This window comes from Bradyrhizobium sp. B124, from assembly GCF_038967635.1.
In the GTDB taxonomy this organism is placed as follows: domain Bacteria; phylum Pseudomonadota; class Alphaproteobacteria; order Rhizobiales; family Xanthobacteraceae; genus Bradyrhizobium.
This window is the reverse complement of the sequence record NZ_CP152413.1, coordinates 7,824,059-7,850,139: the sequence shown is the minus strand read 5'-3', so window position 1 is coordinate 7,850,139 and position 26,081 is coordinate 7,824,059. Positions and strand designations below refer to the sequence as shown.

The 26,081-nt window shown below is 58.4% G+C and carries 17 protein-coding genes and 7 pseudogenes; 8 read left to right on the top strand and 16 right to left on the bottom strand.

What is annotated here, in order from left to right; genetic code table 11:
* The 5 genes from AAFG13_RS37050 to AAFG13_RS37030 all read right to left on the bottom strand — a co-directional run bounded on the left by AAFG13_RS37050 (position 1) and on the right by AAFG13_RS37030 (position 5,827).
* The gene (locus AAFG13_RS37050) at positions 1–885 is read right to left on the bottom strand and encodes a 3-keto-5-aminohexanoate cleavage protein (protein WP_342709965.1); all 885 of its coding nucleotides are present in this window, start codon (positions 883–885) and stop codon (positions 1–3) included.
* A gap of 1,014 nt (positions 886–1,899) precedes the next feature.
* Positions 1,900–3,003: an ABC transporter ATP-binding protein gene (locus AAFG13_RS37045; RefSeq protein ID WP_342709964.1), complete on the bottom strand. Its 1,104-nt coding sequence runs from the start codon at positions 3,001–3,003 to the stop codon at positions 1,900–1,902.
* A 4-nt stretch (positions 3,004–3,007) separates the two neighbouring features.
* Positions 3,008–3,835 (bottom strand): ABC transporter permease subunit, encoded by an 828-nt coding sequence (locus AAFG13_RS37040; protein WP_342709963.1) that lies wholly within the window; start codon positions 3,833–3,835, stop codon positions 3,008–3,010.
* 7 nt (positions 3,836–3,842) lie between these two features.
* Positions 3,843–4,787, bottom strand: a complete 945-nt coding sequence (locus AAFG13_RS37035; RefSeq protein WP_342709962.1) for an ABC transporter permease — start codon at positions 4,785–4,787, stop codon at positions 3,843–3,845.
* Complete coding sequence (locus AAFG13_RS37030; RefSeq protein ID WP_342709961.1) at positions 4,745–5,827, bottom strand: extracellular solute-binding protein; 1,083 nt, start codon at positions 5,825–5,827, stop codon at positions 4,745–4,747. The genes AAFG13_RS37035 and AAFG13_RS37030 overlap by 43 nt, the downstream gene beginning before the upstream one ends.
* A gap of 519 nt (positions 5,828–6,346) precedes the next feature.
* On the opposite strand from AAFG13_RS37030, the pseudogene AAFG13_RS37025 reads away from it, so the two are divergent.
* From AAFG13_RS37025 to AAFG13_RS37015, 3 genes and pseudogenes are all read left to right on the top strand, one after another.
* Positions 6,347–6,907: pseudogene (locus AAFG13_RS37025) on the top strand (transposase); the annotation flags it as partial.
* A gap of 161 nt (positions 6,908–7,068) precedes the next feature.
* A complete protein-coding gene (locus tag AAFG13_RS37020; protein WP_342709960.1) occupies positions 7,069–8,034 on the top strand; it encodes an IS481 family transposase in 966 nt (321 codons plus the stop codon).
* Positions 8,031–9,517: pseudogene (locus tag AAFG13_RS37015) on the top strand (MFS transporter); the annotation flags it as partial. The gene AAFG13_RS37020 and the pseudogene AAFG13_RS37015, both read left to right, overlap by 4 nt.
* Positions 9,518–10,443: 926 nt before the next feature.
* Here the strand turns inward: AAFG13_RS37015 and AAFG13_RS37010 are convergent.
* Positions 10,444–12,858: a CoA transferase gene (locus AAFG13_RS37010; RefSeq protein ID WP_342709959.1), complete on the bottom strand. Its 2,415-nt coding sequence runs from the start codon at positions 12,856–12,858 to the stop codon at positions 10,444–10,446.
* An 894-nt stretch (positions 12,859–13,752) separates the two neighbouring features.
* On the opposite strand from AAFG13_RS37010, the gene AAFG13_RS37005 reads away from it, so the two are divergent.
* The 3 genes and pseudogenes from AAFG13_RS37005 to AAFG13_RS36995 form a co-directional block, all read left to right on the top strand.
* Positions 13,753–14,961, top strand: a complete 1,209-nt coding sequence (locus AAFG13_RS37005) for an aminotransferase class I/II-fold pyridoxal phosphate-dependent enzyme (RefSeq protein WP_342709958.1) — start codon at positions 13,753–13,755, stop codon at positions 14,959–14,961.
* Between the two features lie 909 nt (positions 14,962–15,870).
* Positions 15,871–16,239, top strand: coding sequence for an aminotransferase class I/II-fold pyridoxal phosphate-dependent enzyme (locus AAFG13_RS37000; protein WP_342709957.1), 369 nt, complete (start codon positions 15,871–15,873; stop codon positions 16,237–16,239).
* A 288-nt stretch (positions 16,240–16,527) separates the two neighbouring features.
* Positions 16,528–17,031: pseudogene (locus AAFG13_RS36995) on the top strand (transposase); the annotation flags it as partial.
* Between the two features lie 68 nt (positions 17,032–17,099).
* Here AAFG13_RS36995 and AAFG13_RS36990 read toward each other — a convergent pair.
* The 4 genes from AAFG13_RS36990 to AAFG13_RS36975 are packed head-to-tail and all read right to left on the bottom strand — an operon-like array spanning position 17,100 to position 20,144.
* Positions 17,100–17,690: a UPF0149 family protein gene (locus tag AAFG13_RS36990; RefSeq protein WP_342709956.1), complete on the bottom strand. Its 591-nt coding sequence runs from the start codon at positions 17,688–17,690 to the stop codon at positions 17,100–17,102.
* A gap of 29 nt (positions 17,691–17,719) precedes the next feature.
* Positions 17,720–19,282 carry an IS66 family transposase gene (locus tag AAFG13_RS36985; protein WP_342709955.1) on the bottom strand — a complete coding sequence of 521 codons (1,563 nt, stop codon included), beginning with the start codon at positions 19,280–19,282 and terminating at the stop codon, positions 17,720–17,722.
* 50 nt (positions 19,283–19,332) lie between these two features.
* On the bottom strand, positions 19,333–19,686 hold the full coding sequence (tnpB, locus tag AAFG13_RS36980) for an IS66 family insertion sequence element accessory protein TnpB (RefSeq protein ID WP_069279868.1): 354 nt from the start codon (positions 19,684–19,686) through the stop codon (positions 19,333–19,335).
* Entirely contained in the window at positions 19,683–20,144 is a 462-nt protein-coding gene (locus AAFG13_RS36975) for a transposase (RefSeq protein WP_141343522.1), read from the bottom strand. Before AAFG13_RS36975 ends, tnpB (AAFG13_RS36980) begins: the two co-directional genes overlap by 4 nt.
* A 74-nt stretch (positions 20,145–20,218) precedes the next feature.
* Between AAFG13_RS36975 and AAFG13_RS36970 the strand changes: the two genes are divergently transcribed.
* Positions 20,219–20,419 (top strand): transposase, encoded by a 201-nt coding sequence (locus AAFG13_RS36970; RefSeq protein WP_342713581.1) that lies wholly within the window; start codon positions 20,219–20,221, stop codon positions 20,417–20,419.
* A gap of 180 nt (positions 20,420–20,599) precedes the next feature.
* On the opposite strand, the gene ectB is transcribed toward AAFG13_RS36970, so the two are convergent.
* The 6 genes and pseudogenes from ectB to AAFG13_RS36940 form a co-directional block, all read right to left on the bottom strand.
* Positions 20,600–21,868: a diaminobutyrate--2-oxoglutarate transaminase gene (gene ectB, locus AAFG13_RS36965; RefSeq protein ID WP_342713480.1), complete on the bottom strand. Its 1,269-nt coding sequence runs from the start codon at positions 21,866–21,868 to the stop codon at positions 20,600–20,602.
* Between the two features lie 1,391 nt (positions 21,869–23,259).
* A pseudogene (locus AAFG13_RS36960) lies at positions 23,260–23,903 on the bottom strand (IS66 family transposase zinc-finger binding domain-containing protein); the annotation flags it as partial.
* Between the two features lie 74 nt (positions 23,904–23,977).
* Positions 23,978–24,322, bottom strand: a complete 345-nt coding sequence (gene tnpB / locus AAFG13_RS36955) for an IS66 family insertion sequence element accessory protein TnpB (protein WP_342709954.1) — start codon at positions 24,320–24,322, stop codon at positions 23,978–23,980.
* The gene (locus tag AAFG13_RS36950; protein WP_038388960.1) at positions 24,319–24,666 is read right to left on the bottom strand and encodes a transposase; all 348 of its coding nucleotides are present in this window, start codon (positions 24,664–24,666) and stop codon (positions 24,319–24,321) included. Before AAFG13_RS36950 ends, tnpB (AAFG13_RS36955) begins: the two co-directional genes overlap by 4 nt.
* A gap of 110 nt (positions 24,667–24,776) precedes the next feature.
* Positions 24,777–25,370, bottom strand: a pseudogene (locus AAFG13_RS36945) (IS110 family transposase); the annotation flags it as partial.
* 105 nt (positions 25,371–25,475) lie between these two features.
* Positions 25,476–25,694: pseudogene (locus AAFG13_RS36940) on the bottom strand (transposase); the annotation flags it as partial.
* Positions 25,695–25,784: 90 nt separating this feature from the next.
* On the opposite strand from AAFG13_RS36940, the pseudogene AAFG13_RS36935 reads away from it, so the two are divergent.
* Positions 25,785–25,901 (top strand): annotated as a pseudogene (locus tag AAFG13_RS36935) (transposase domain-containing protein); the annotation flags it as partial.
* Between the last annotated feature and the right edge of the window lie 180 nt (positions 25,902–26,081).

The following is a 26,081-nucleotide window of genomic DNA, read 5'->3' as shown; positions in this document are numbered from 1 at the left end:
TTAGCGATAAGCTTTGAGTGCAAGCTTTTCGCGCATCTCATCCGGGCTCATGACCCGCACCCCGATCCGTTCCAGAATCTGCACCGCCCGCTCCACGAGCTCGGCATTGGTCGCCAGCCGACCGCGGGAGAGATACAGATTGTCCTCCAATCCCACCCTCACGTTTGCGCCAGCTAAGGGCGCCAAGGCCACGTACGGAAGCTGCTTCCGACCGATCGAGAAGGCCGAGTAGACAGCGCCCGGCGGAAGTTGATGCACCAACGCCATTAGAGTGCCGAGATCGTCCGGAGCTCCGTAGCGGATCCCCATGCAAAGCTGGATGAGTGGCGGATTGTCGATGACCCCCCCTTTGATCAAATCGTGCACCTGCACCAGATGCCCCGTATCGAACACCTCGAGCTCAGGATGCACTCCAAGCTCTTGCACGCGCTTACTTAGCGCGCTCAGCATTCCCGGCGTGTTGGCCATGATGAACTCGCCAGACCCGAAGTTCATAGAGCCACAATCCACAGTGCAAATCTCAGGGCGCAACTCTTCCACATGCACCAGTCGCTCAATCGCGCCAGGCATGTCCGTCCGCGGCGCCGGCGGCAGTGGAGAGTCCGGCCCGCCCAATACGAGGTCACTGCCCGTACCGGCAGTTAGGTTGAGGACCGGGTTTACGTCCGACTTGCGGATCCGTTGTACCACATCCCGAAAAAGCGCTGGATCCCGCGAACTCTTTCCTGTCTTGGGATCCCGGACGTGGATATGCACGGCTGCCGCCCCCGCCCGCGTCGCTTCGATCGCCGCCTCCGCGATCTGCTCTGGGGTTATCGGCACGTTCGGCTGCCTGGCGGCCGCGCCCCCCGTGACCGCACAGGTGATGAACACCTCCGAAATCATGCTTTGTCCTCTCCGCCGAACCGGCGATACGCTTCATCTCGAGCAAATAGTACTTCGCCCCCGATTCTGAAGTTGACCAATCTGAGCCGGCCGAAGGCAGAAATTCCGCGTCTGATCGTCATAACGCGAAGCTTTTACTCCTTTACTCGCGCTCTGCCGGGTTCGCCTCTGCAATCAACGAGGTCAAGCCCCCGGCGATGAACACGGATGTCGAAAACGCTCTATGTGCGTCGTCCTTATTGGCCCACGCGAGATTCGAGGGCGATGGATGCGCACTTACAACTTACCGACCTGACGACGAAGACGGTCTGCTCCAGAGAATTTGAGCGGGGTCACCAATGCCAGTATTACTACGTCACGCGCTCGCCTTGAAACGGAGATCCGGCATTTTAGCTCTAGCAGCACTGCAATTCTCAGCAACCCCATGGCTTGCCTGCCCGCTGCGGGCGTCTGCTGCATACGCTTTCCTTCCTGCAATGCTGTCGCCATTGCGCCGCGCAGCGTCCGGACGTACTACTTCGCTCATTCTTCCAGCTACAATCCGGAACAGTGTTGGGTCAGCCCGCACATGATCCGATTTGCAGCCCGCTCTGGATTCACTCGCGTTGACGTTTGCACACGCTCTTGACGGATAATCGAAGGCTTTATCCAGTTCCTCACCTCACTCGCCTGGAGGGCAGGCCGGGTGGAACTTGCACCCGTTGGAAAGCGCCGGATTTGCACATCGCTGACCGAGGGAGAGATGGCCAACACGGTCTTGGACTAGGATGATGGTTTCCACAATGCGCTCCCTTTACATCGCCATTTTTTCGCAACGCCCCGCTGCAGCGTTGGTATCGCGAGGCGTTCTCATCTTTGCAGCGCGGCCGATTTCAGACTCTTGAGGCTGTCCGGCATCCCTGGGAGTTGAATGCTTGCTCAACGGGTCCGAAAGAAGGATTGGATTGACCATCTTGGATTCCGAGACACAGACGTATCCAAGACCGCGGAATCGTCGGCAGAAGCTTAGCCCAGTCACTTAACGTTAGGGGGCTCAAATGCAAGCACACTCGACGCAGTAAAGACGGCCCGGACCGGTTGCCCGGGGACGAGACCAGCAGTTCTCCCGTCATTCTTGCGAATCGCCAATAAACGGCTCTTCCCGGGAAGCTCGACGACTACATGCACGTCCGCTCCAAGAGGCGCCACGTCGAGTACCGTGCACGATAGGATATTTGCGTCCTTGATCTTGGCAATTTCAGACGCAGCCAGGTCCACCAACTCCACGTTTTCCGGTCTCACACATAGATCTGCCGTGTCACGCTGGCGTACCGGCGCTGATTTTACGCGAATCTCAATGCCTTCTCTGGTAAGGAACACAGTTTTATCGTTGCTCGATTGAGCACAGCTCGCTCCGCGGAACCAGTTTGACCTTCCCACGAATTCCGCAACAAACTTATCTGCAGGTGCCTCGTAAACTTGTGTTGGCGTTCCACGCTGTACGATCCTGCCACCCCCCATAACTACGACTTCGTCGCCCAAGCTAAGCGCTTCGTCCTGATCATGGGTCACGACGATGGTCGTTGCCCCGACAGATCTAAGTATTTCCTTCAGCTCGACTCTCAATTCAAGGCGCAGCTTCGCATCAAGAGCTGACAATGGCTCGTCTAGGAGCACAATCTGAGGATCGATTGCTAGCGCCCGCGCCAGCGCGACACGCTGTTGTTGGCCACCGCTCATGTGGCGGGGGTACCTGTCTTCCATGCCGACCAACTGCACAAGCGACAGCATCTGCTTTACGCGAGAGGGTATTACCGATCGCGCCGTGCCGCGATAACGCATCCCATACGCGACATTTTCGCCCACCGTCATATGGGGAAAAAGCGCATAATCCTGAAACAACAACCCAACGCTGCGCTCATAAGGCCTTAGATGCCCGACATCCCGACCCGAAATTTTCACAATGCCACTATTGGGCGAAGTAAAGCCGGCAATTATGCGCAGTGTCGTTGTTTTACCGCAGCCGCTTGGGCCTAGAAGGGATACCACCTTACCCTTTTCGATCTGCAGAGATAAATTGTCGACAGCTACGAATTCACCGTACTTTTTTGTTACATCGCTCAGCTCGAGCACATTCATCGGATTACGCCTTGTAGATTCCGTGGCCGATCACACGCTCCAACCCAACCACGCGGTCGAGAACGACTAGCAAAACAACAGTCAGCCCCATTAAGAATACAGCGGCCGCCGCAAGCGTGAGATCGAAATCCGATCTCATGAGGCTGACGAGAGCTACTGGAAGTGTGTAAGTCTTAAAGTCGCTGAGGAACAAGCTGACCGTCAGGTCGTCCATTGAAAATGCAAATGCGAAGATCGCACCTGCAGCTATGCTGTTCTTCGCGAGCGGAACAATTACTGTGAACAATGCTTGCCGTTCATTTGCGCCGAGAGATAGTGCCGCCTCGCGTAACGCTGGACTGACGCCGCTTAGTCCGATCAAGGCCATTCGCAACGAATATGGGACAGTGATAATTAGGTGTCCGGCAATTAGCTTTGTGAACGGCGAGAGGACGTCCAACAGCGAAAAGAGCATAAGTAAGGCGAACCCGATAATCACCCCGGGCAGCACGAGAGGCGACAAGAATGCCGTTGTAAGAAGGTCTCGTAGGTGAGACGACATGCGGCTGATGGACAAGGCCGCCGCCGTGCCAATAACCGTTGCGATGATAGTGGTCGTCGTCGCCAAGATCAGGCTGGTGCCAAATCCCGACCACAGGTAACCGTTGTTGAAGAATTGCTTGAACCATTGCGTTGACAATGCCGGCGGGGGAAATGGACCGAGATAGTCGCGCGCATCGAAGGCCATGGTGACAGTCGTGATCACAGGCACGACCAAGAACACCGCTGTAACTGCTACGGCAGCTCCCACTCCGAAGCTAAGCATTGCATCTTTAGTTCGTTTGCTAAACATGAGCTCCTCACGTCCGGTCGAACTTGGTCGCCAGTCTTGATAAGACGAAAATCAGGAGCATCGAAAGTACGATCATGACGATCGATATCGCCGCTCCACTCGGAAAGTTGGCGTTTTCACTAAACCGGCTGTAAATAAGATTCGAAATGAATAGTACGCGCCCTCTCCCCAGTATCCACGGTATAGCGAAAGCACTCACGCCGAGTGTCATCGAAACAAGGAATGACGAGATCAGGCCGCGCATGCACAGCGGCATCGTGATCGTTGAATGAGCCTCGAAAGCCGAGGCCCCCAAAGACAGAGCTGCTTCGATCAAGCGGGGATTGAGGCTTTGTATCGCCCCGATCAGGATCAGGATTGAAATAGGGATTGCATATTGCAGCAATCCGGCAATGACGACCCAGTTGATATACAATGTCCCATTTGTGTTGACTCCGATGAAAGACATCAGTGGAGCCACCACTCCTATGGATCCGAAGGTCAGCTGGATCGCGTAGATTCGAACCAAGGCATTCAGAAACATCAATCCAATAAGCGCGGAGATCCACGTTTTTCGTACCCGTGGAGAGGCGTTTCTTGCGATGTAGTACGCAATCGGGAAGGCAGTTGCGACCGCGATGAGCGATGCACAAAAAGCCAAAACATACGTTTGCAAGAAATATCTAGCATAGACGGGGAGAAGGAGATCCGAGTAGTTCTCCGTGGTTCGAGGAGCGCCCGCAACCGCACCGATTCGCCCGGGCGAATATGTTCGAAAACTCTCATCGAGCACCATCAACATCGGCACTGCCAAGAAGACGACCATTAGCGCTGTCGCCGGAATGAGCAGCAGCAACGATGATTTCGCGCTCTTCATTCTCACCTCTTGCTGAATCGCTTTCGTCCGAAGCTCGAGTTCGACTTCACGGGCTACAGCAGCGGTTGAATTTCCTTTTCCCAGCGCTTCATCCACAGATCGCCCTGCGTAGACACATAGGACCAGTCCGGGACGTACGCATATCGCTCCATCTCGTCGCTGTTGTACGCAAACGTCTTCACCTCCTCCTGCACCTTCGACTTTGTGTTTACGGGGATGCCGCCGATCATGCTGTTGAGCTCCGCATTGATTTCCGGATCGATGGTAAAGTTCGCAAACTTGAACGCTGCGGCTGCGTTCCCTCCTTTGAGAACACTCCACCCTTCTTGATTGAAGAAGGTCCGGAATCCCGTTGCCTTTGGATCAAGCTTAGCCAAGAAATGTATTTGAAAGTTGCGCGCTAATCTTATTGCGGAGGTACTTGTTTCAAAGGTCACGGAGGTTTCGCCGGAGCTAATGGAGCTCGAAACATCAGCGTCAGAGGTAGCGACGCGTCCAATGTTTCCGCTCTGTGCGAGTCTTTTAATGAAGTCCCAAGCCGGCTCCATGTTTTTCTCATCCCCGCCTTTAGCGAGTGCCATCGTCACCATCTGAAGATTCGAAGTGATCGTAGGAGCCGGGAAGCAGATCTTCCCTTTAAGACGGGGGTCCAGGAGATCATCCAACTTCGCTATTTCGAAAGGAGTCGTATCCTTCCTGTAAAACCAAAGAATAGCGGACATTGTGCGGGGTATATTAATCAAATCGCCCCCGTCCTTAGCCAACAACTTCTGCGGGATATTTGCAAGGTTAGGAACCTTTTCCACAGTAACAGGCTCCGCCCACCCCTCCGCACCCATCATGGGCCAGTTGAGGTCCCACCCCGCAAGCAAATCAACGCCAGGATGCGGCCAGGTGGCCTTGATCTTGGAGAAGGTTGCTGAAGAACTTGGAGCATGTACCTGCCAGTTGACATTGACCTCCGATTGCTTGGAAGCGATTGTCCTCATCGTTTTGATATTATTGCCACCCCATTCAACAGCTACGATTGATTGAGCAGCGCAAGCGCCGGAGCCTCCGGCAAGCGAGGTAACAGAAGTAGCGGCGACAGCAGACGCTGCCCTTTTCAGAAGTTCGCGGCGTGAGATCGCATACATGATAATTCCCCGTTTTGTGTTGCTCATCCGGAGTTCGGTTCCAGCTAAGTGGACTCGATCGAACTCTGTACTATTCGCCCCCGTGAAATCGGTACCAAACTGAAAGGATAGCTTGCGTCCCACAATTTTGGAGAGAGATCACCTGTACCGGAGGCAGCGGACTTGCCAAGCTGACGCCATTGGCAATCGAATTGACCCTTACAGGCCTCGCCTGGGTTCGATTCACCTGACCGATTGTCTTGCCCTAATCGCCGCCCTACTATCACTCGCCCCCCGAGAGATTGAACCAAAGCACAGCCGGTGACAGGCGACAGTATTGCGAAGCTTCTGGGCATAAATTCCCCACTTAGCGAGGCTTCATGCACGCAATCCTGCGTTTGGTTGGCAGAATGCGAAGATTTCGCGCAGGCTACCCTGAGGAATTTAGCAACCCACGGGCGGTCGCTGCGTTTTGAGAACATCAATCTTGTCGCATTCTGGGGCTTCGGCGCGGTCGTTCGGAGACCGACAACTCTGTGGAGCAAGCTGACCTCGCGCTTTGCACGCGTGCGGGTCCGTGCCGCGCATCGTGATTATTGGCAAACCACCCCGCGATTGGAGGAATGGCTGCTGATCGAATGGCCAAAAGGCGAGGACCAGCCTACCAAATACTGGCTCTCGACACTGCCGGAGGATGTGGCATTCCGGACTCTCGTTGAGACGGCTAAATTGCGCCGGCGCATCGAACGCGACTATCAGGAACTCAAGCAGGAGGTCGGGCTCGGTCACTTCGAGGGACGCGGCTGGCGCGGCTTTCATCATCACGCAACGATGTGTATTGCAGCCTACGGGTTCCTGATCTCCGAGCGGGAGACGATTCCCCACTCAGGCGCTCGGCGCGCCCGGCCGATCCCGCTCGATCGCGTCCCCGCAGATTACAGACCCCGCGGATCTGCCGCTGCGGACCCAACGTCACATTCCAAATTCAATCGCGACGATGCGACGGCGGCTCGAACATGGGCTCGTCCGAGCGCTGTCGAGACGTCCTTGTTGTGCGATCAAGTTCGACCACTACACAGATCATCGTTTGTGACGCAGTAAGACTAACGGCGTGTTGTCCAATCTAGGTATCCTAATCCGGGGCGTCGGTGCGGCGTGGGCGATGACCGAGATGACGTCGTCGGCGGCCGACAAGGTCGCGCTAGGTGTTTAGTCCCAAGCTTTGATGGTGCATTCTTATCGCACGATTCGAAGGATGCGCTATGGGACAGGTTTTACACGGCTGCGCCACCACGACGGAGGCAATCCGTCGAGCAATACAAGATAGTCAAGAGAGCCTGAGAGCGCTCGCCAGGCGCTACGGGATCAACCAAAAGACCGTCGCGAAGTGGAAGGGGCGCGAGACAGTCGCCGATCTCCCGACAGGCCCAACGGAAGCCAAATCGACCGTGCTTTCCATCGAGGAGGAGACGATCATTGTTGCTTTCCGGCGGCATACGCTATTGCCGCTCGACGATTGCCTCTATGCGCTTCAGCCGACCATCCCACATCTGACGCGATCATCCCTGCATCGCTGTCTCCAGCGCCACGGCATCAGTCGATTGCCGGAGGTCGAAGGCAGTAAGCCTCCGAAGAAAAAGTTCAAGGCTTATCCGATCGGCTATTTCCACATCGACATTGCTGAGCTCCAGACCGCTGAAGGCAAGCTCTATCTCTACGTCGCCATCGATCGCACCAGCAAGTTCGCCTTCGTGCAACTGGTCAGGAAGACGGGAAGGACCTCCGCCTCCGCCTTCCTCGAAGCTCTGATCGCGGCTGTGCCCTACAAGATCCATACGGTTCTCACCGACAATGGGATCCAGTTCACCTTCTTGCCGCGCTACGCGGACGGCCCGACGGCAAGATACGTGACACATATGTTCGATATGCGCTGCCAAGAGAATGGCATCGAACATCGGCTGACCAAGATCAAGCATCCCTGGACCAATGGGCAGGTCGAGCGCATGAACCGCACGATCAAGGAAGCGACCGTCCAACGCTATCATTACGATCGACACGATCAGCTCGAAGCACACCTTGCTGACTTCATTAACGCATACAACTACGCTCGGCGGCTGAAGACCCTGAAGGGCCTCACGCCCTACGAATATATCTGCAAAGCCTGGACAAAGGAGCCCGAACGATTCACCCTCAATCCGCTCCAGCAAATGCCGGGACTAAACACCTAGTGCAGACAGCGACGGCGCTGCCGGTGATGCTGCTCGCACTGCCCGCCGGCGCCATTGCCGACATGTATGATCGCCGCCATGTGGCGTTGGTTGCGCTCTCGATCGCGCTCTGCGGCGTGACCGCGCTAATTGGCCTCCAATGGCTGCAGCTTAACACGGCGAACTTGTTGTTGCTTCTTTTGCTTTGTAGTCGGCAGCGGCGTGGCATTGATGTACCCGGCCTGGTACTCCTCCGTCTCTGAGCAGGTATCGCCCGAGACGCTGCCGGCGGCCGTTACGCTCAACGGAATCAGCTTCAACATCGCGCGCAGTTTCGGGCCCGCCATTGGGGGGGCGTGGTTAGCACCGCGGACGCAGTCGCGGCCTTGCACTGAACACGGTGCTCTATCTGCCGCTGATGATCGCGCTTCTCCTCTGGAAACGGGAGGCGCAGCCATCGCGGCTGCCGCGCGAACGGCTGAGCCGCGCCATTGTCTCGGGTGTGCGTTACATCACAAGTTTTCCGTCAAACAAGATTGTGCTGGCGCGCGCCGTGGTAACCGGCGCGGTCGGCAGCTCGATCTCGGCGCTCATGCCGCTGGTCGCGCGCGATCTCTTGAGTGAGGGTGCGCAGACCTACGGCATCATGCTCGGCGCCTTCGGTTTTGGCGCCGTCATCGGTGCGTCAACATCGGCGAGGTGCGCAAGCGCGTGACTGGCGAAGCTGCTATGCGTGCCTGCATGCTGTCCATGGGCGGCGCGACTGTGGCCGCGGCCCTTAGCCGCGAGCCGGTGCTAACCGCAGCCTCACTGATTCTCGCCGGCGCGGTGTTCACAGTGGCGTTCACGTTGCTCGATATCGGCGCGCAGCTCTCCGCCCCGCGCTGGGTGGCCGGCCAATCGCTAGCGGCCTACCAGGCTGCGTACTCCGGGGGCATCGCCCTTGGCAGTTGGGGCTGGGGTCATCTGACAGATGCAGCTGGAGTTCAAACTGCCGCTGCTTGTCTCGGCGGGGTTGATGCTGCTCTCGCCGCTGCTTGGGCTTTGGTTACGCATGCCGCGCATTAGTGGCCGCGACGAGGACATCGAGTCAGCGGTAGTGGCGCGTCCTGAAGTAAGATTGCCACTCACCCACCGTGGCGGACCGCTTGTCGTGGAGATCGAATATCGCGTCGCGGCGGAAAATGCGCGCGCCTTTCACAAACTGATCCAAGACGTACAGTTGTCCCGCCAACGAAACGGCGCTTATGGCTGGTCGGTTGCGCGCAACATCGTCGATCCCGAGTTGTGGACAGAGCGCTATCACTGCCCTACCTGGTTGGATTATTTGCGCCAGCGCAACCGCTGGACCCAATCGGATCGCGCGCTGGATCCCCGCGCAGCAGCTTTCCACATTGGACCCGACTCGGTCCGCATTCGCCGCATGCTGGAGCGTCCGTTCGGATCAGTACGCTGGAAGGAGGACGTGCCCGACCGTGATGCGAACGAGGTTCATCCGCTTTGATTGCAGCGCGTCGCCGGTCACTGGCGTAGTTGCTCAATGATCGATCTACAAAAATGCGTAGGAGGCGATCTGGAAGCCACGTCTGACGACAGTCAACCGGGCTTTTCCTTCAGAGCAGGACGCCGCGACGTTCTAGTTAATTGTATTAACCGAGCCCTTGGGGGGGGTGGAACTCTGCCGACGGGTCTTTCGGATCGAAATCGAGTAGGCTCAGGGCCATAGCGGCCACGATCAATGCTGAACCTCGACCGAATGCGAAGTTTCAAAAGCGTGATCAGCCGCTACTTCTCTCACGGCATCGGCGGCGGGCCTATTGAGAACGAGGACATGACGTTGCGAACCTCGAGTTTCTTGCTGCGCGAAACAGCGAGTGCGCGTCCATGCGGCATCTGGAAAGGCGGGCTACAAACTCGATGAATAGCAATACCTCCTCTAAGCCGCGGCTGCACCGCACGGTTTATCGGGGTTCATTATGGACACAATGAATTCCATCCTGTCAGTTGAGAGCGTTCAAGGATTGTATTCAGCGCCCAGCCCCGGCCGCTATCTATGCCGCATGCCACCACCGATCACGACGACAGGCCGGCTGGACTCACAGCTCGCTACCCGGAGCTTAGAATCTTTGCACCGGCCTAGCGATAATTGTCGTCCGTAGCACCAATGCTGACACCGACATTGGGCTCGGCCAGAACGCTCTGGCCGACGGCGACATAGCCGCGGACGATGGCGAGGCGAACATCATCCCACAAAAGCAGGGCGGAGATGAGCCAGAACTAGGCGCGGACATAGAAGTTCACATTGGCTCACAAGCTCAGTAGACTGTGCAAAATAATTGGGCAGGCAGCAGATTCAGATAGGCTCTAAACGGAGTTTCGTCCGCTAGGGCCGATTTTTCGGTCTGACGAAGACTTCTTACTTTTGTGAGTTCAGGCTTCCGAGAGCATTGCCGTTCCGATGATGTCCTCCCTTACCAAATGCGCAATCTCGGCATCAGAGAGCCCGAGAATCCCTGAAAGGATCTCCCTGTTATGTTGTCCCAACGTCGGCGCCGCTGCGCGGAGTTCGTAATATCCGGCGCCCTCGCGGATTGGCAGTGAGGCTTGCGGATGCAAGCCAACGAAAGCGCGGTCGATTTCCTGCAGAAACGCGCGCGACCTGAGATGGCGATCACTGAGCAGGTCAATCGGCAAGCGGGCCACGCCAGCTGCGACCCCTGCGGCCTGCAACTCGGACATAGCCTGATCCGCATCGCGGGTGAGCGTCCAGACTTCGATGCCTCTCTCAATCTCATCCTCGACGTCGCGGCGCCCCTCAGCAAATTTAAGCGATGCGTCCGCAGCCCAGTCTGGCCGACCGATAAGGACGGCAAGCCTTTGCCACATGTCCGCATCCGTCGCGGCTACCAGGAGCCAGTTGTCCTCACCCGCACAACGGAAGCAGCCGTGCGGCACGAACTGCGGATGTCGATTACCGTATCTTATTGGCGGCGTACCGCAGATCGAATTGACGGTGATCCATGGCGCAACAAAGGGCATCATGCATTCGATCTGGGCCAGGTCAATGAACTGTCCTTGCCCGGTGGTGCGGGCGTGAATCAACGCGACCAGAACTGCTGCGCAGCCATTCAACCCGCCCACGGCATCCCCGAATGCGACATGGCTCATCACAGGTGTCTGGCCGGGGCTTCCGATTGCGCTCGGCAACCCGGAGGCCTGTTCGAGGGTAGAGCCGTACGCCCGGCAGTTGCGATGGGCGCTGTTCGTGCCAAAGGCTGACATCGACATCATGACGAGCGAAGGGTTGAGTGTTCTGAGCACATCGTAGCCGAGCCCGAGCTTTGGCAGCACATCGGCCGAATAGTTGTCGACAACAATATCGGCTACCGCCAAAAGCCGCTTGGCAAGGTCTAGGCCTTGCGTGCGCTTCAAGTCGAGCGTGATGCCACGCTTGTTTCGATTCATCATGCAGAAGCGTGCCGCCTTTTCGTACATCTGGCCGGCTACGAAACCAGCAGGCCGGTTAAGGCCGCGCCACCAATCTGGATACTGGATGGCCTCGACCTTGATGACCTCGGCACCGAGATCAGCGAGTGTACGAGTACATAGTGGCCCCGCCCATCCCATCGAAAAGTCGATGACGCGAATTCCTTGCAACGGTAACCCGCCCGCATCGATGCGGCCGGACGACGCCGACGCAGTGCCAGTCTGGCGTCTTGGGTTATCCGCGAAAGCCTGCTGCTCGCCAGGAGCCGGAACTCTTCCGCCCTGCCGCGGCGGCGTCAATGTCAACAGCTGCATGGAGCCAACCGTCAGGCCCTCTTCCTCGCCAAGCTGGACGGGCACGACTGCGCCGCGCTCCTTCTTCTCGGCGTCCTGGAGCAGATCGGATATTTCGGGTACCGGGACGATCGGAATCTTGCGCTTTAGCCCTTCCGCAAACCACTCCTGCGCTGTTCGCGTCTTCAGTCTCGGGATGAACTGTCGTTCGATCTGCTCCATTTGTTGCAAGCGATTATCGTTGAGGACCAAAGTTGGATCATCGCGCAATGCGGGCAAGCCTAGCATGTCGCAGAACGCGCGCCATTGTGCCGGCGCGACAGTCGTAACACCGAGCCAACCCTTCTTGGTTTCGTAAATGCCGGTGGGGAAGTTCGGCCAGAAGCGGTTAACACCGATTCGGCGCATCACGTCGCCGTGCTCAAACGCTTCGAACATGAGATACTCGCTGAGGGAGAGACAGGATTCGAATATGCTGAGCGACCACGACCGTCCTGTCCCGCTAAGCGTTCGCGCAACTGCCGATGAAACCGCGGCGATAAAGCCCCACAAGCCGGCAAGAATACCCGTCTGAAAATCCGGCGAGTGCGATGGCGGGCCATCGGCCGGTCCAACCAGCTTAACGAGGCCGGCAAGCGCGCGGACGGTTGAATCGGTTGCAGCGAATCCTGCATAGGGTCCCTCGCGGCCAAACCAACTCGCTGCAAGGTAGATCAATCCGGGGCGCCGCTGCCGGATCGCTGTGATATCAACGGACGGGCAATCCGCGGGATCAACGTTCCGCCCGTCGACCAGAATGTCGCCCCCCTCGATCAGTGCCGTCAGCCGTAGGATTGCGTCGGCGTCAGCGCCATCTATGATGACGCTTGACTTGTTGAAGTTCAGGAACGCGAACCAAGCGCTCTGGCCGCCCGGCGTAAGTGGCGCGCTACGCCGAAGAGGATCTCCTGCTGGTGGCTCGACTTTCTGAACATCGGCGCCAAAATCCGCGAAAAGCCGCGCGCAATAGCTGGTTGCGGCTGAGCTACCGATCTCGACGACCCGCAGATGCGACAACACGCCCATCGATGACTCCGTTTTATCCGTGGATGGCCTTGCGCCGCTGCGCGCCCGGTCCCGGCCGGTTCTCGTCAAGTGTATCGGTCCCTGTCCGATCAGCTCCGTAAGATTCAGACGCAGTTAAGGTCGGCTTCAGTGTTGCGAGAATGTCTGGCCGACTCCGATCTGCTGTTGCACTCATTTGAATGCTGATCTCCTGAGAATACGCACCCGAGCGTTCGGTAATTCGGCGGGCGCCAGCGCCGCATGGCGACGACGGCCTGCCCTGGACCTACCATTGACATCTTGCGAGCAGCTCCATCGACGGCTGAACTAAACTACTGTCTACATCGTTGGACAGCTACCAAATTAGATAGACTGCGGTCATGCTCGCGTCCGGTACGAAGGCGCCGCTTTACTTTCGTGCGGCGCGAAGCCAATGGGCGTGCCCCGTCTCCAGGCAAGGCTCGCAAGTACTTTTGCAGCACGGCAAATGCCGACGTTCTGGATCTTTGATCTGAGGCGCCATACACCTCAACGGTTGCGAGCGGCCGCCGCGACTGCGCTCATTGTAGCGAGATGCAATACTCTGCGCGCCACAGTCAACTACCAATCCTTGCAATTGAGCTAGAGGACAGAAGTGCGTCACACATCGCTGATCAACGATGGTCGGTCAAGCGCACCGGTGAGGATCAACATGCAAGACCAATCACGATCTATTTTCGTTTACAGCTGTGACCCATACGCTGATTCAGCACTTGTGGAAGCGCTGCCCGCTAGCGAACTCGCTTTTCTCATGCAAGCACACGACGGCCTCCCCGCGGCGGTGACGCGCAAGCTCCGCCAACGTGGGGTTGAGTGCGGGACCTCATGCCACAGCGGAAACCATAACTGAAATTTTTGGATTGACGAGGAGCGCACGTGTTGGCCCAACGGACCGTTATGCTCAAATCGTCGGCGACCGCCGCGGCGAGGAGCGCCGCCAAAGCAGCTGCCGCGAGGGGCAAGGAAATCATAGATCTGACGGCCGGAGAGATTTGGAGCGATCTCGCGTCATCGGTCCGTGAGGGCGCGATCGACGCAATTAATTGCAACGTCAATCGCTACACCGAAACGCTTGGTCTGATGGAACTGCGCCACGCTCTTGCTCGCAAGATTTCCGCGGAAACCGCCCAACCCTGGTCGGCAGACGAAATCGCGGTGACGAGCGGCGCCAAACAGGCACTCTTCAATGCAACCATGGTTCTTCTGAACCCTGGTGATGAAGTGCTGATCCCCTCTCCCTACTGGACTACTTTCCCAGCCCAGATCGTCATTGCCGGCGGCACGCCGATCTTTGTCGATACCCGACGCAATAACTATGTGCCAAGACTCACGGATCTCGCGGCAGCCATTACGCCGAGGACTAAGGCGATAGTTGTCAACACGCCCAACAATCCGACCGGCACGGTCTACGACCGGGACATCCTCGCTGGCATCGCCACGCTCGCCGTTGAGCGGGATCTCTGGATCATTTTCGATGAATGCTACGGGTCTTTCGTCCATGCCCCACATAGCCATGATCCGATCATCTCTGTGGCGCCCCGGGCGCGCGAGCGCACCTTGATCGTCAATTCGTTTTCAAAATCATTGGCCTTGGCCGGCTGGCGGATTGGCTATCTCGCCGGCCCGAACGCCGTCATCGATGCCGTTAAGGCGCTACAAAGCCATACAACCTCCAATCCCAATGTTATCGCACAGCATGCGCTGCTTCATCATCTGGGGACCAAGAATCCAACTTTCCAATTGCGATTGCAACGTCACATTGCTAATGCGCGAGCGCTCGGGCTGTCGATCCTTTCGGCACTGACATTGGTACCCCAACCGGCAGCGCAAGGCGGATTCTATTTCTATCTCGATCTCAGCGATTTGCAGATGCGCACCAAGGCCAATGGCCGCAAACTCGACGCCGATGACGTCGTTAGTGCGCTGATGGATGCTGGGGTTGCAACTGTCTCCGGCACAGCCTTTGGCGACCCCGCTGGAATTCGCCTTTCCTTCGGCATCGATCTCGAACTACTCGACAAAGGCTTGCGGCGGCTGACAGCAACTCTAAACGAACTGACGTTTTGCTTTGCAAGACACCTGTAATTATGCGGGTTATCATGGGGCCCGCAGTTCCAAGCTAAGCCGTCATTCCTTGCCGTGGGATTCGGCTCGCGTGTGTGGCTTCTTACCGGGCGCAGCTAAGGCCCCCGCGGGGCGTCGATGGCCGCCGCCCCGAACAGGTCTTTACCTGCTTATCGGTCACCTTGAACGGAACCATAATGACTCGCTTTGGAGTGGCCTCAGGTGGTTCGAGATCGATGGCAAGGCAGGTCCACGAGTAGCCGAATAGTTTTCCGCAGCCGGACCACGCCTATACGCGCGCGCTTTCCATCCTGGTCAACTATCAACCTTCGCAATTGATCGGCCTGTCGACACATAACTAATGGTTAATGAATGTGACATTCATATAAAATTGCAGCCGGGTTCACAATAACAACGGAAGCGAAATTTCGGATCACAGGTGAGAGCTCTCATGTTGGCGCAACGGGCGGTCGTGCTCGAAGCATCGGGCACCGCTCCGCAATGAACCGCCGCTAACGCTGCTGCGAACAGCGACTAAATCATCGATTTGACCGCCGGAAAGATCTGGAGTGACCTTGCGCCAACGGTACGCGAGCCAGATCGTTGCGATTAATCGCGACTTTGGGCGATGCTGCGACACGGACAACCTGACGAAATTGCGCTATGCGCTCGCTCGCAAGATTTTGCCGAAACCGCCCAATACTGGTCGCCAGACGAGATCGCGGTGACGAGCGGCGCCACAGGCTCTATTCAATTCGGCCATGGTTTTGTTAGATCCTGGGGACAAAGTTCTGGTCCCCCCGGCGGCAAGCCGGTCTTCATCGAGACCCGGCACAACAACCATGTACCGATGCTCACGGACCTCGCGAGGGCGCCGTTATATGAAAAACTAAGGCGATCGTTGTCAGCACACTGAACGATCCAACCGGCATGGTCTACGACCGCGACGTCCTTGCCGACATTGCCCAACTCGCCATCGACCGGGATCTTTGGATCATCTTCGATGAACGTTATGCTGCTTTTGTCCATGCCCCGCATACCCAATCCCATGGTCTCCGTAAACCCGCTGGCGCGTGCTCGCACTCTGATAGCCAATCATTTTCCAAGTCGCTGGTTCTGACCGGCTGGGGGATTGGCTATCTCGCCGGCCCTGAGCCGGTCATCAAGGCGGTTAACGCGTTAAAAGCCTATGCAACCTCCAATCGTACACACCATGCACTGCTTCACCACCTGGACTCCGGCGATACACCTTCCAACTGGAACTGCGGCTTGGCAAAGCGAGAGCGCTCGGGCTTTTAATTCTTTCGTCGCTGAGGTCAATATCCCAACTTCCTGCCCAAGGCGGATTCTACCTCTATCTTGATCTCAGCAACTGGCAGCAGTGCGCTAAGGGCCACGGCCGCGAATTTAACGCCGACTTCGTTACCTGTTGCGGATGGACGCTGGTGTCGGCTCACATTCGGGCACGCCCTTTGGCGACCCGGCCGGAAACCCGCCTCTCCTACGCTATCGATCTCGAATTGCTCAACAAAACGTTACGGCGTCTTACTGTGACTCTGAATACGTAAACAGGGCCCGCACTGGTCCCTAAACCGGCAAGCTGAACGCTATGCGAAGGAAGGTGCGCCGATTAGCCTGTTGACCCTGGCTGATCAGGTCGGCGGCTGAACGGTCGCGCTGACGCCCTTGTTCCAGCGCCTCGAAGCCCGTGCGCGCAGCGCCGAGCGACTGCACGGCAACGACACCACGGTGCCTGTTCTGGCCAAGGGCAAGACCTCAACCGCCGGATCAGCGTTTATGTCCGCGACGACAAGCCGTTCGGCGGGCCAGCTCCAAAGCGGTGTTTTATTACTCACGCGATCGTGCCGGTGAACATCCTCAGGCGCATCTGGCCAGCTATGGCGGAATCTTCCAGGCCGATGCCTGTGGTGCTCGGCAGGCTTTACGACCCAGGCTGCAACGCAGGATCCTGGAAGCTGCGTGCTGGGTCCATGCACGAAGGCTGTTCTTCGTGACGGCTGATCAGGCAAAGAATGCACGCCGCAAGGTGCAGGCAAAAAGCCCGCGGTGATCTCGCCCCTGGCGCTGGAAGGAGGCCGCCTGACGACGCCCTGTTCGAGGTTGAACGTAACCGGTATGAGCTCCCACGTCCGCGATGATTAGCGGTCGCGGGCGTAGCGGATGGGCATCCAGTGCTGGCGCAGCGCCTCGACGACGGCTGGGATATCGAGGTAGGCGTTACGGAGGAAATCCTCGGTTTTGCGACCGCTTCGTGGCGGTCCGAGCAGCGGACGGGCCTGATCGTCGCGACAATGCAGCAGGATGGGCAGCAGCAGGCCGTGATTGACGTTGTTGACGTCGAGCAACGGCGCCCACGCCGACAGTCTGAGCCGCATCGCAGCATAGAAACCCTGGCACCAGGGATGCGCATCGATGTTGCCGCTGGGGTCGCGCCGGTGCATCGGCTCGAACCGATCGGGGGCAGTCGAGAGGGTGTTGCTGATGTCGTTGTGGCGCAGCGCGACGGCGGAGATCGCGGCGAACTCCGGCGTGCCGCCATGGTTGAAAGCGTCGGCATCGATCGCGAGCAGCGGGCAGATCCAATCGAGCGGGCTCATCGACACCGGTCCGGCCACGATCGCGGCGGTATAGCCGTCGAGCATGGGAATGCTGGTGGCGGCAGGATGGCGATCGACGCGATCGTGGAGCCATCGCTCGAGCTCCGCAAGCGACATCGCGGCTGACGCCATCGACGATGCTGCCTTATGGCGACGTGGGCTCATGCCGCTGCCTGCGGTGTGTGCCGGCGCGCCGCCTTCCAGTTCCAGGCGAGCAGCTCGTGCAGCTGATGGCTCTTGGTTCGCCCAGACACGATGCGCTCCAGCACATCGGTCAGGTAGGCCTGCGGGTCGAGCTCATGGAGTTTTGCCGTGTTCACGAGCGACGCCAGGATCGCCCAGCTCTCGGCGCCGCCTTCGCTGCCGCTGAACAATGAGTTGCGTCTTCCCATCGCAATCGGGCGCATGGAACGCTCGACTGTGTTGCTGTCAACTTCGACACGGCCGTCGCGGAGAAACAGCGTCAACCCGTCCCAGTGATTGAGTGCGTAGTTGATGGCCTCCGCCAGCTTCGATTGGGAGAAGAGCTGGCCGACCATTGCGGTCAGGCACGTCCTGAGCGCCTCCATCAATGGAGCGGACCTGGTGCCGCGGGTGGCCAGCCGCTGCTCGGCACTGCTGCCACGGATCTCTGCTTCGATGGCATAGACCGCCTGCAGGCGCTCGATCACTTCGCGCGCGAACGGCGACTGGGTCGTCTTATACACCTCGACGAATTTGCGGCGGGCGTGGGCGAGACAAAAGGCGAGTTGGATCGCGCCGCCATGATCGCGGGCGAGCGCTTTGTAGGCGGCATAACCGTCGACCTGCAGAATGCCGGAAAAGCCCATCAACTGTCTGGCGATCTCCGCCGTGCCGCGGCCGTCGGCGAACACGTAGGCCACCGCCGGCGGCGAGGGACCGCCCCATGGCCGGTCATCCATGGCATGCGCCCAGAACTGGCAGATGCGCGGGCGATGTCGTCCGGGATCGAGCACCGGCATCGGCGTCTCGTCGCAGAACAGGCGCGGCGCGGTCTGGATCGTGCGCAGCTGAAGCGCATAGAGGCTCCTGAGCCACCAGGCCGCACGCTTCACCCAGCCGGCAAGCGTCGCCCGGTCGAGATGGACACCCTGGCCGGCCAGAATTTGCACCTGTCGGTACAGCGGCAGATACCAGGCGAACTTCGAGACTACCACGTGGCTCACGAGTGCGGTCGAAGCCATGCCGCTCTCGATCAGGCGCGGCAGCACCTTCGCCTGGATCACACCATCGGTGCAGCGGCGGCAGCCGTACTTGGGACGGACCGTCCGCAGCACCCGCAGGATCGCCGGGATGATGTCCAGCACCTCGCTGACGTCCTCGCCGATCTTGTGAAGCTGGCCCTGGCAACACGGGCATGCGGTCGCCTCCGGCTCCAGCACATGCTCACAGCGCGGCAGGTGCTTTGGAAGCGCGCCGATGTTGCGGCGCGCCTTCTTCCGCAGTGGCTTGCCGGGCGGCTTTGCCGCAGCTGCATCGTCGTTGGCAGCTGCAGGCGGCGTGACGTCGGTCTCAAGATCGCCAAGCTCAAGCGCGAGCTGCTCGGCCACGAGCGCGGCAAGCCGCTCCGAGCGCTTCCCGAAGATCATGTCCTTGAACGTTTGCATTGCTACGCGCAGCGTCTCGTTCTCAGCGTCAAGCGCGAGCACCATCTCGGTCAGAGCTGCCGGATCGGTCGGGAGAGTGTCGGGGCGAATCGCCATGACCAGACGATACATCCGTGCGACCCATGCTCCAGTGAAATCCTCACTTCTCAGCCGACAATGGCCGGCTGCTTCACAGGCTTGGGCGACACACGCGTCCACTCGAGCCCGTCGAGTAGCATCGCAAGCTGCGTCGCACTGAGATGCACAACGCCGTCGCGGATCGGCGGCCAGGTGAAACGCCCCTGGTGCAACCACTTCGTTACCAACACCATGCCGCTGCCGTCCCACGCCAGAAGCTTCACTCTGTCCATGCGCTTGCTGCGGAACACGAAGACGTCGCCGCAATATGGGTTCGCGCGCAGTGCTTCGCTCACCAGCGCCGACAGCGTATGCACCGACTTACGAAAGTCGACCGGCTGGGCCGCCAGCACCACCTTGAGGTCTGACCGTAGAGCAATCACCGGATCCCTCGAAGCGCCGATAGCACCACCGAAAGCGTCGCCAGTTCCACCCCCGGCTCGACCCGGATGCGCGCCCCGTTCACCTCGATCTCGACCACTCCACAGACCTTGGCCGGCGGCGTGGCAATCTCCACGGGCTTCGTCTGTACCGGCGAAATACACTCGGACTTGCCAACCCTCCCGCCATCGCTCTCGGCGCCAATTTGGATAGGCACGAAGTTCTGGGCTTTGCCGGCCAGCGCCGCCGCTACCTGGCGGCGCCACACCGTGAGCAGTCCGCGAGAGACGCCATTGCGCCGCGCCACCTCGGAGATGTTCGCCCCCTCCTCAAAGCTCTCTGCCGCGATCCGGGCCTTCTCCTCGCTCGTCCACCGTCGCCGCCGGCGCTCCCCAGTGATCACCTCAACGCGGCGATAAGAGTCACCTTCCTGCCTGGCATCAAGCATGGCATTTGCCATCGCGCCACCTCCACCGATCAGCTCTTGCCAGCCTGTATCGCAGACAAGCTTCGTCACTGCGAGGTGAGGCCCTCATGCCGGTTACGGTTGAACGAGGCATCAACGGCCAAAGCCCCGAACGGCGCCGGACGACCTGCCGGGAGCTGAGCGCACCGTTGGTCGCCGATTTTGAAACCTGGATGCGCGAGTGGCGCGTCAACCTCTCGCGTCGCAACGACCTCGCCAAGCCGATGGACTACTTGCTCACGCGCTGGAACGGTTCACCGCCTCCTTGACAGGCATCGACGAACTGCGCTGCAGCTCATAAAACGACGATTCACCTGGACCATCGATCACTGGCAGGCCCTGGCCAGCGGCGCTGGATATCTCCACGGACTCCGCCTGTGCTGCACCTTCGGTGCCCGCGACCCGTCACGCGGCCACGCCCTATTGGTCATCCGGACGAACACCACGATTCAATCCACTACCGACCCAGCTTGTTTCAGGGTTTCCGCCAAAGACTCCTCGAAAATATCAATTCCTTGAGTCAATGTTTCAGGATCGATCGTGAGTGCTGGCAAAAACTTTATAACCTGATCAATGGGCCCACATCGTTCGATAATCAACCCCTTCTCAAAGGCCTTGCGCACCGTAGACTCTGCAATCTCTGCCGTTCGGCAATCAAACCCGAGCACCATGCCGCGCCCTCGAACGGCAAAATTGTTGCAGTGACTGGATGCAATGCCCTCCAGTCGACGCCGCATAAGTTCCCCCTTGCGTAGCACTTCCTGCGACAAAGTTTGGCTGCGCCAATAAATGTCTACAGCGGCGGTGGCAGACACAAGCGCAAAGTTGTTTCCTCGAAACGTGCCGGGGTGTTCCCCTGGCCGCCATGCGTCGTACTCCTCTTTGATCAACAACATTGATAGTGGCAGACCATACCCACTGAGTGATTTCGACAGCACGACAATATCTGGGGACAACGCTGCAAACTCGAAGCTGAAGAATTCACCTGTCCGACCACAACCCATCTGGATATCATCAACAATGAAAAGGGCGTCAATATCTTTTGCCGTGGCCTGAACTGCCTGCAACCATTCCTTGCGAGCAACATTTATGCCCCCTTCTCCCTGCACAGTTTCGACGAGAATGGCAGCGGGACGATCGATGCCGCTACTCTCGTCCGTCAATACTTTTCGTAGATAGCCCACCGTATCAACACTTGGCCCAAGATAGCCATCGTAGGGCATGAAAGTTGCGCCAAACAAAAAAGCACCGCTGGCCGCGCGATAAAATCGATTACCGCTCACAGCAAGCGCCCCTAAGCTGGCGCCGTGGTATCCATGCGTGAATGAAATGATATTTTGGCGTCCGGTGACTCTCCGTGAGAGCTTCAATGCCGCTTCAATAGCATTGGCACCAGTTGGCCCAGTGAATTGGAAACGGTAGTGCAGCCCTCGTTCGCGAAGTATGACAGAGCTGAACGTCTCCATGAACTCAATTTTTGCGGGAGTTACCATGTCTAGTCCATGGATTACGGCATCCGACGCTAGATACTCCGTAAGAGCAGTTTTGATTCGGTGATTGTTGTGGCCGTAGTTCAGCGCTCCGGCACCGGAGAGAAAGTCAATGGCCTCTTGACCAGCCTCCGTCTTTATAATTGAGCCGCGCGCTCGACTGAAAATTGCCGGAAATGAACGTGAGTATGAGCGAACATTTGATTCCAGCTTTTCCAAAGACTGCATACCAAGTGGCTCACCAGTCGTTTCATTCATAGTCGCCTTCCTTCGCTGGTAAGTTATTCCAAGCAAGCATGCTACTCACAGATCTTGCTGGCTCTGGATACAGTGACCGAAGCGTGCGCCACTTTTCGGCGTTGCGCTAACCAGTCTTCCCGAGATACTCCACTCACTTACCTAAGAACCGGAAGCGAAGAACCTACTAATGCCCATAGTCTTCTGTCATTCACAGTATCCGAGTGAGTCCTGGTGCTCGGCTACTATCGCTGATTTCGACCCACTTAGTTGTCGATCAAGATCTAAAAGAATCCTTCGCCGTGATGGCGCGGCTCTGGATGAACACCACTGTTTTCGGCGAGGGTTGCCGATGGGCTACACGCACTCGTCAATCGTGCTCCCAGCATGGCTTCGAGCCGCGCGCTACCGTCCATTACCGCCGAAAACAGGGGACAAGATAGCGCAACCATCGGCGAGGAGACCATTTTCGGCACGCGTTTCTTAATCTTGAGGAGATCAATGGTCGGCCTTGTCATCAGCTGTGATACTGTTACTGATCCTTGGGTGCTTGCCACGAGCGCTCAAGGTGGAATGAACCGTTCGCCAGGAAATGCGCACTGCTGCAAGCCTTACAAATGCCCTGTAGAACGGTGGTGTTGCTGGAGTGACGGGCTTCGTATGAGCAAATGGACAGCGTCGGCAGGACCCTCGGCATGAGTAACGCCGGAAGGCATCCGCTCATCGCCGACAAAATCCGGTCTTTGTGGGCGGCGTTCCGGCGGCAGGACCAGCTGCCGGCAAAGAGCGTGACATGAAGCGGCCCGATCCGGCCGCATCGCAACCTAAACGAGCCCACAGCTCCAGCGGGCCGCCGGTGATCACGCGCTCTTCGTTCACCGGAAACTCGTCCGCTTCGCAACCCGGGACTTCGCCTGATGAGGGCATACTTCGTCATCAATCACATCAAGGGCGAGTCTTGTCGGCAAGAGAACGCGTGCTGGAAATCATTGATGTACTCTGGCGATCGATCGCGGCAAGCTCTGGCCCTACCGAAACTGTCGACGGTTGCCGAAGAATTCGCGATGCATGACCGCGACCTGGTGCCAGCATGGTTCCGAGTTAGTGGCCGAGGATGGTGAATACTCGCGCATTAAGAGCGGTTGTTTCGCTGTCAAAGAAGTCCAGTTCGCGGGCTTAAGACGGCATGAGCCCTCGGTGGCCGGTCACTAAAAACACACATATGCGTCAGCCGCTTCCGCGTCGCTCTTAGGCCACGGCTTAGAGGGATTTAGTTGCTTTGCCCAGGTCGGCAGCTCGTCGATGTCGCGGTTGGGATGACCGCAGACGATCCTGGTCAGGACGTCAGTGAGACAGTCAAGCGGTAACCGTCGTCTTCAGGCCACGGCTTGAGTTCTTGCCTTCGGTAAGCCCAAAGCAAGCTGATCGTGACGTCGGTGAGGTAGCCCAGCGGATCAACGTCGTTGATCTTGCAGGTTTATGCCGCCCGCCGAACTATGCCGAACGGGTTTGGTATGGCACGGCGCGTGACGATCACACGGAACTTCACCGGCACCACATCCAGACGCTCCGACACGTCCTCGCCGATCAGCACCTTCTGCTTGCCGGCATGCTCAGCCAGCTCTTCCGGCTCAATGACCGTTTCGATCCGTTCCAGATGGGGCGCAAAGCCCTTGCGCCGACGCGGTGCACGCTTGCCGTCCGCCTGCTCACGGCCCTTGCTGACCTGGGCCTTGATCGCAGCGATGCCGGTCTCGATTTCCTCGAAGACAAAGCTCTGCTGTTCATCGTCACCGTTCGCAGAGCCGAGCTTTTCCGATCGTCGGCCGAACCGGGCGCGGTCGAAGGCCTTCAGGATCTGCGTCAGCCGCGCGATGCGCGCATCGGCATCGGCGTTGCGCGCCCTGAGATCGGCGACTTCGCTCTCCAGAGCATCGGCGCGGGCCGCCTTCTCGGCCATGGCAAGTACCATGGCCTTCAGCGTCTCTATGTCATTCGGGAGGCTGAGATCGGGCGGCGGCGTCATTGGCCCGACCCGAGCACATTTTGCCCCGGTTCTCTTGCCTTTTCAGCTCACTGATTCACTTCGCCGCAGCGCTTTTACCCAACAATCTCCGACGGCTTGACCGCCACGGTCCGGACCCGCTTCCAGTCCATTCCATCCACCAGTGCCATCAACTGCGCAGGATTCATCTGCACCCGATGATGCCCGATCCGCGGCCAGCAGAACTTCGCCTTTTCAAGCAGTTTTAAATAGAGGCACACGCCGGAGCCATTCCACCATACGATCTTTATTCTGTCGGCTCTTTTGGCCCGGAAGACATAAAGCGCACCGTCGAACGGATCTGAGCCCGCATCGCGCACCAGCGCAACAAGGCCATCGATACCCTTGCGGAAGTCGACTGGATGGCTGGCCAGGAACACCTTCACACCAGAGGGGATCATGCCGAACGGACCGCCCGGATCACCCGCTGCAAGTGCGCCTCGTCAACATCCACGCCGGCGCGCACGACCACCTCGCCAATCGCAATTTCGATCACCGCGCCTGCCACAGAAGCCACCACACCCTCGCAACTCGAGGGCCGCGAGCGATAATGCCGCTCGGCCCGAGCATCACGGCGCCAGGCGAACAGCTGCGACGGGTGAATGCCGATCCGGCGGGCGATCGCCGAGACGCTCGCGCCAGGCTCCAGCGCCTCTGTCACAACTTGCGCCTTGAACTCGTCCGACCAGCGTCGGCGAAGCTGACGCGGCGCTCCCTCAAGACGGTCGGCGACCGCTTCGATCATATGGAAGGTTCTAGTTCCAGAACTAGGCGCAGACATAGAAGCTCACATCGGCTCACAAACTCAGCAGCCGATAGCCGATCGCTCACCCACTCCGCCAGACGGGGGTCTCTTTGCCGCTTACGCCCCTTCTCCAGCTCTGCTATCTGCTGCGACAGGGCTTCCACATGCCTCAAGAGATTCTGGCAAAGGCCACGAGCAAGATCGGGCAGGTCCGGATATGCTGCCAAGAGCTCATCCAGGCGGGGGATATGTCTCACGCCCTGAGCAACGATCAAGCCGTATTCCGCAAGATGTCCGCGCAAAGCATTAATCGCCTGTGTACGCTGTCGAACCAAGAGATCACGAACCTTGAATGCCATGGAAGAGGCTTGCTTCTCGGCGCTCTTGACGCCGACAAAGCGCATCGTTGGTCGAGACGCGGCTTCGGCGATCGCTTCCGCATCCGCTGCATCGTTCTTCTGACGCTTAACGAAGGGCTTCACGTAGGAGGGATGGATCAGCCGGACCTCGTGCCCCAATTTACCGATCTCCCGTCCCCAATAGTGAGCGCTGGCGCAGGCCTCCATCGCAACCACACACCTTGGCAACTTGGCGAAAAACTCGAGCAATCTGCTGCGGTTGAGCTCTTTACGCAGGACCATCCTTCCATCCTGCCCCGCGCCGTGGACCTGAAACACGTTCTTAGCCAAATCCAAACCAACGATGCTAACGACGGCTGCTACCGGCGACACGGAGGGCTCCGCAGCCGCCGGTAGCGTCGTTTCCGGTACCAAAGGCACAAACGATAAGGTATCCGCCGAAGCCGGCAGCACCAACTGGCCCAAACGCGCTCGACGGCGCCAGTCATGCACCTGCTGGGGCCGGCAGCCATGGCGGCGGGCGACATCTGTGACAATCGCACCCGGCTCGAGGCTTTCCGCCGCAATCTGTGCCTTCAAATCATCCGGCCAGCGCTTTCGACCTACGCCAGCATACACTTCGATACGCGGCGACAACGGTCGTCTTATGTCGTCCGAATGGTCGTCCATTGTGAGCACCCTTGCCGAAGGTGACTCTTCTAGCGATCCTCCCAAATCTAAGCACAAACAATCTCAAGGGCCTCGGCGCTACGCTTACGTGCGAAAATAAACAACGTCGATCCATTCGCCTGGCCCCGCCTAACACTTCAGCGTATCGCCAACGGCTGGCCGAGCAACGAAATCGACGCGCTTATGCCATGGAACCACGCCGCCTGACGGCCGCAGCTCGCCGCTTCCCGACGATCCGCGCCTTCGCTTCATGAAGCCACGCGCGGCGGCGACCCGCTCCCGTGAACACCTCAAACCCGCTGCGCTGGCCTGGTGATAGCATCGTCATCTGTGATCATTCTAAACCTAGCGGCTCAAACCAGCCCGCAGGTTCTCAGATAACGACAT

Bases quoted from the DNA above. Each gene is read 5' to 3' on its own strand.
- AAFG13_RS37050 (WP_342709965.1), bottom strand. From the start codon at position 885: ATGATTTCGGAGGTGTTCATCACCTGTGCGGTCACGGGGGGCGCGGCC.
- AAFG13_RS37045 (WP_342709964.1), bottom strand. From the start codon at position 3,003: ATGAATGTGCTCGAGCTGAGCGATGTAACAAAAAAGTACGGTGAATTC.
- AAFG13_RS37040 (WP_342709963.1), bottom strand. From the start codon at position 3,835: ATGTTTAGCAAACGAACTAAAGATGCAATGCTTAGCTTCGGAGTGGGA.
- AAFG13_RS37030 (WP_342709961.1), bottom strand. From the start codon at position 5,827: ATGTATGCGATCTCACGCCGCGAACTTCTGAAAAGGGCAGCGTCTGCT.
- AAFG13_RS37020 (WP_342709960.1), top strand. From the start codon at position 7,069: ATGGGACAGGTTTTACACGGCTGCGCCACCACGACGGAGGCAATCCGT.
- AAFG13_RS37010 (WP_342709959.1), bottom strand. From the start codon at position 12,858: ATGGGCGTGTTGTCGCATCTGCGGGTCGTCGAGATCGGTAGCTCAGCC.
- AAFG13_RS37000 (WP_342709957.1), top strand. From the start codon at position 15,871: ATGGTCTACGACCGCGACGTCCTTGCCGACATTGCCCAACTCGCCATC.
- AAFG13_RS36990 (WP_342709956.1), bottom strand. From the start codon at position 17,690: ATGGCGTCAGCCGCGATGTCGCTTGCGGAGCTCGAGCGATGGCTCCAC.
- AAFG13_RS36985 (WP_342709955.1), bottom strand. From the start codon at position 19,282: ATGGCGATTCGCCCCGACACTCTCCCGACCGATCCGGCAGCTCTGACC.
- AAFG13_RS36975 (WP_141343522.1), bottom strand. From the start codon at position 20,144: ATGGCAAATGCCATGCTTGATGCCAGGCAGGAAGGTGACTCTTATCGC.
- AAFG13_RS36970 (WP_342713581.1), top strand. From the start codon at position 20,219: ATGCCGGTTACGGTTGAACGAGGCATCAACGGCCAAAGCCCCGAACGG.
- ectB (WP_342713480.1), bottom strand. From the start codon at position 21,868: ATGCAGTCTTTGGAAAAGCTGGAATCAAATGTTCGCTCATACTCACGT.
- tnpB (WP_342709954.1), bottom strand. From the start codon at position 24,322: ATGATCCCCTCTGGTGTGAAGGTGTTCCTGGCCAGCCATCCAGTCGAC.
- AAFG13_RS36950 (WP_038388960.1), bottom strand. From the start codon at position 24,666: ATGATCGAAGCGGTCGCCGACCGTCTTGAGGGAGCGCCGCGTCAGCTT.